Origin of the sequence: Streptomyces chlorus (assembly GCF_042655885.1) — a bacterium.
Taxonomy (GTDB): Bacteria; Actinomycetota; Actinomycetes; order Streptomycetales; family Streptomycetaceae; genus Streptomyces; species Streptomyces chlorus.
Window position 1 is genome coordinate 1 of record NZ_JBHSOA010000165.1, and the last position, 512, is coordinate 512.

At 69.7% G+C, this 512-nt stretch carries 1 pseudogene; it reads right to left on the reverse strand.

Annotation, left to right across the window (positions count from 1 at the left end):
- Positions 1 to 512: pseudogene (locus ACFPZI_RS37150) on the reverse strand (type I polyketide synthase); the annotation flags it as partial.

Below are 512 nucleotides of genomic sequence, written 5' to 3' on the forward strand. Positions count from 1 at the left end.
GCCGCACACGCTCCGACCCCGGCCACGGCACGGCCTCGGCCAACAACCGCACCCCACCCGACGACCAGTCCACCTCCGGCGACGGCTCATCCACATGCAACGTCGCAGGCAGCACCCCGTGCCGCAACGCCATCACCATCTTGATCACACCAGCCACACCCGCCGCAGCCTGCGTGTGCCCGATGTTCGACTTCAGCGACCCCAACCACAAAGGCCTGCCCCCCGGCCGATCCCGCCCATAAGCGGCAAGCAAGGCCTGCACCTCGATCGGATCCCCCAGCACCGTCCCCGTGCCATGCCCCTCCACGGCATCCACATCCGCAGCAGACAGACCCGCACCCGCCAACGCCTGACGGATCACCCGCCGCTGCGCCGGACCACTCGGCGCCGTCATCCCATTGCTCGCACCGTCCTGATTGACCGCCGACCCCCGCACCACCGCCAACACCTCATGCCCGTTGCGCCGAGCATCCGACAACCGCTCCAGCAACAACACCCCCGCCCCCTCCGCC